Origin of the sequence: Neotamlana laminarinivorans, assembly GCF_020523925.1 — a bacterium.
Taxonomy (GTDB): Bacteria; Bacteroidota; Bacteroidia; order Flavobacteriales; family Flavobacteriaceae; genus Neotamlana; species Neotamlana laminarinivorans.
Genome location: NZ_JAJAPW010000018.1, coordinates 1 through 3,772, shown reverse-complemented (window position 1 = coordinate 3,772; position 3,772 = coordinate 1). Strand labels below are relative to the sequence as shown.

The window sequence follows — 3,772 nt, the reverse complement described above, 5'->3', positions numbered from 1 at the left end:
ACCGTATAAGGTTAATTGCTTCTGATTTTCCTGCGGAAAATCCTTGCATTTTTATTATCTTAGTTTCTTAATCTGAAAATCCTCGCGGATTTCCAGCGCAACTAAGCTTATACAAATACGTTGTAAACAATTTATGAAAACCACAAAAAGCATAATAATTTTAGTTCTTTTTTTGACTTTAAGTTGTCAACAAGAAAAGAAATCATCAGAAAGAAATACTGACTCAAAAATTGAACTTGGCAAAAATAATTCAGAAGCGGAACCAAAATCTGACAACAATTCAATCTCAAAAACGAATTCTGAAAATGCGATTTTTCGGGATATTACAGAATTGGAAAAGTATAACGGATTTAAAAAAATCAGCGGACAAGTTTTAGGTAATTCTGACAAAGCTTTGGTTTATATTCAAAAGGACAGTTTAAAAGTATTAATTCTAGAAAAAATAATAAAAAACTCATCACCTAAACCCAATTATTCAATTCTTGATGAAGTGAGTTTGACATTTGAAAATTCCGACCAATATATTGCCTTAACTAATTGTGAGTTAATTGAAAATGTTGATGACAAAATAATATTTAGCCTGGTTGAAAATGATGAAGTTGAATATTTCGATAAAATATTAAAAACTTGGGTTATTGATTTAAACGAAAATAAGTTTAAAGAAATTGAGACAAACAAAGTTAAATGCTTGAATGAATGGTTCGGTTATGACGGATAAAAAACTGTTTACAACAATGTATAACCGCAATTACGGTGGATTCGACTACGTCCGAATCCACTCGGAATTGCTAACATCTGTGCCAAACCAAAAAATTTGCGTACTTTAACCCGTAACTGACGGTTATACGAAACCGTTGGCAACAATTACGAATCATACTCAAAAATGAAAAATTGGAATAAAATTGGAAAAATAAAAAGTTTAGTGATTGTTATACTTTGTGTTTTATCATTAATACTTCTGAATTTTAATGAAGAAACTGAATCAAAAAATGACTTTCACATCGTGACTATTATTCTGACTTTTTTATTCTTTGCTCTATTCCTTCCCTTAATCTCAAAATTTTGGAGTTTATTAGGATTCGAATTTGAAAAACCGCATTGGAATGAAAATCCTATTACTTTTAAATTCTCAAAGAGTTTTAATTTTTTTCAATTTATTGCTTTTTGGTGGATAAGTTCGGGACTTGTAAATGTTTTAGTTGTCGGAGTTTTTAATCAAACGTTTGATGGAGAAATAGCGAATTTATTTGTTGGGGGAATTAGTATTTTAATCGGAATAAAAATAAGCTTGAAATGGCTGAATAAAAGTGAAAACGGAAAAGAAAAAACTGTAGCCAACAATGTATAACCGCAATTACGGCGGATTCGACTACGTCCGAATCCACTCGGAATTGCTAACGTCTGTGCTAAACCGAAAAATTTGCGTACTTTAACCCGTAAACTGACGGTTATACGAGTACGTTGTGCATAATATTGACAAACAAAACGCTGAATGAAAAAAACAATATTCTTAATTGGAATTTTTCTGCTAATCGGACTTAAAATTAATGCGCAGGAATTGACTTGTGAAGACTTTAAAATCGGACAATTTTATATTCCTGAAACACCCCAAATGGCAAAATATACAATCGTTGAAAATGACAGTATTACGGAATTTTCACCTGAAAGAGACAAAACGATAAAAAAATACATTGTAATCCGAGAAAAAAACTCTCAAACTGAATGGAAAAACGGAATTGGGAACGGAAAACCAACTTATGAAATTCTTGAATGGATTGATGACTGTACTTATCGACTAACTTACGATTTTTCAAAAGGTGAAATGGACGAAATGACTAAATGGGTAAATGAAAATAATGGAATTGTGATTTCGAGGAGAAAAATTGAAAATAAATGCCTGTATTATACAGCAACTATGACAACTAAAGACGGACAAAAAATTTCGCAAGACGGAATAATATGCAAGGAATAAAAATACTATGCACAACAATGTATAACCGCAATTACGGCGGATTCGACTACGTCCGAATCCACTTGGAATTGCTAACGTCTGTGCTAAAACGAAAAATTTGCGTACTTTAACCCGTAAACTGAAGGTTATACGAGTCCGTTACAAAAAATAGCTCCGACCCCACTCAGACGCGGAGAAATCCGGTGGAAATATAAATCTGAATTTGACTAAAGCAGCGCGCGGAATTGAACATTCAAACTCTGAACTTTAAACTCTGAATCTGACAATCGTTATGCGGAATCTCACTCTTCCGAAATTGAGCAAGGTTGCGGAATTTTAGAACGGCTGAAAAAAAAGCGTGGTTTACTGTTCGCGATTTTTTTTTTTTTAGAATTTTAAGTTAGAATATTCTAAAAAACTCAAACCTGAATTTTTGAAATTTTATTCGGACAAAATGCTAAGCAAAACCAATCTGACGTGTCGCTACATTTTGTAACACCGTATAAGTTTAATTGCTTCTGATTTTCCTGCGGAAAATCCTCGCATTTTTACTATCTTAGTTTCTTAATCTGAAAATCCTCGCGGATTTCCAGCGCAACTAAGCTTATACAAATACGTTGTAACAAATTATGAAATTGATAATCTTAATAGGAAGTTTTTTAATATTTTCAAATTTAAATTATTGTCAAAATAAACCCGGATTTTTTGATTATCAAGAAGTTAAAAAATCTTTTAAATACTATATTAAAAATTTGGAAAAAGTTGAATTATTGAAAACTAAAATGAACGACTCACTTATCAGTTTAGTTAATTCCTTTAAAAAAAGAACTTCGTCTATTTGCGGAAATTATACTCAATTGGAATTAGAGAAACAGCGAAAATATTTAATTGAACAACATGAAAAAATTGAAACATTTAGAGTTTACGCTTTGAATGAATTAAAAAAGGAACAAGATAATCTTGAAAGTATTACTGAGGAAAAAATATCTGCGATTATGAAAAGTTTTTGTGGTTTAAAAGGAATATTATTTCTATCAAAAAGGACTGACTTACTATATTGTGAAAACTGTGAGGACTATACTGCTGAATTTAAAAAATTTATTAATCTAAAAATCTAACTTGTTACAACACTGTATAAATTTTATTGCTGCTAAATTTTTCCTTCGGAAAAATACGTAGTCATAAAGTTGTTTAATAATTTGCTTACTTTTAGCATAAGTAAAACGCAACAAATTTTATACGAGAAACGTTGCAAGTCATAGCGCTCACTCATACGGCGGAAAATTCCGAATTTTAAAAAACTACTGATTTCTGAAAAATTAAAACTCTGAATTATCTCGCGGAGAAAACCACTCAAACTCTGAATCTGAAAAAACATTACGCTGAATTTTACTCTTGCTGAATTGAGCCGGTTTGCGGAATTAAAAAACGCTGACTTTGACAAGTTTTACGTGGAATATCACTCTTGCGGATTGACAAATTGTTCCGAAAAAACTTCAATCTGAATTTCGCTCAAATACTGAAAATTAATCAAACTGAACAAAAATTATGAAAAAAACTACAACTAGCAACCAAGTATAAAAAACATTGCTTATATTTATTTCCTAAATCGAAACGGTTTGCGCTTTTGCTTTCGTTCGATTTTCCTTCGGAAAATCGCCGCGCTAAAAATTCGCAACGTTTCTTATACAACACGTTACAAAAAATACCTCCGAACTCACTCAAACGCGGAGAAATCCGATGGAATTCTAAATCTGAATTTGATCAAAGCAGCTCGCGGAATTGAACACTCAAACTCTGAATCTGACAATCGTTACGCAG

Annotated in this window: 4 protein-coding genes; all 4 read left to right on the top strand. The window is 31.5% G+C overall.

Translation table 11 applies throughout. The features are described from left to right. Positions 1–133: 133 nt before the first annotated feature. The 4 genes from LG649_RS15850 (at position 134) to LG649_RS15835 (ending at position 3,069) form a co-directional block, all read left to right on the top strand. Positions 134–718 (top strand): hypothetical protein, encoded by a 585-nt coding sequence (locus LG649_RS15850; RefSeq protein ID WP_226544798.1) that lies wholly within the window; start codon positions 134–136, stop codon positions 716–718. Between the two features lie 165 nt (positions 719–883). Beyond that, a complete protein-coding gene (locus LG649_RS15845) occupies positions 884–1,348 on the top strand; it encodes a hypothetical protein (RefSeq protein ID WP_226544797.1) in 465 nt (154 codons plus the stop codon). Positions 1,349–1,492: 144 nt separating this feature from the next. Then, positions 1,493–1,972 carry a hypothetical protein gene (locus LG649_RS15840; RefSeq protein ID WP_226544796.1) on the top strand — a complete coding sequence of 160 codons (480 nt, stop codon included), beginning with the start codon at positions 1,493–1,495 and terminating at the stop codon, positions 1,970–1,972. 608 nt (positions 1,973–2,580) lie between these two features. After that, positions 2,581–3,069 carry a hypothetical protein gene (locus tag LG649_RS15835; RefSeq protein WP_226544795.1) on the top strand — a complete coding sequence of 163 codons (489 nt, stop codon included), beginning with the start codon at positions 2,581–2,583 and terminating at the stop codon, positions 3,067–3,069. The last annotated feature ends 703 nt before the right edge of the window (positions 3,070–3,772 follow it).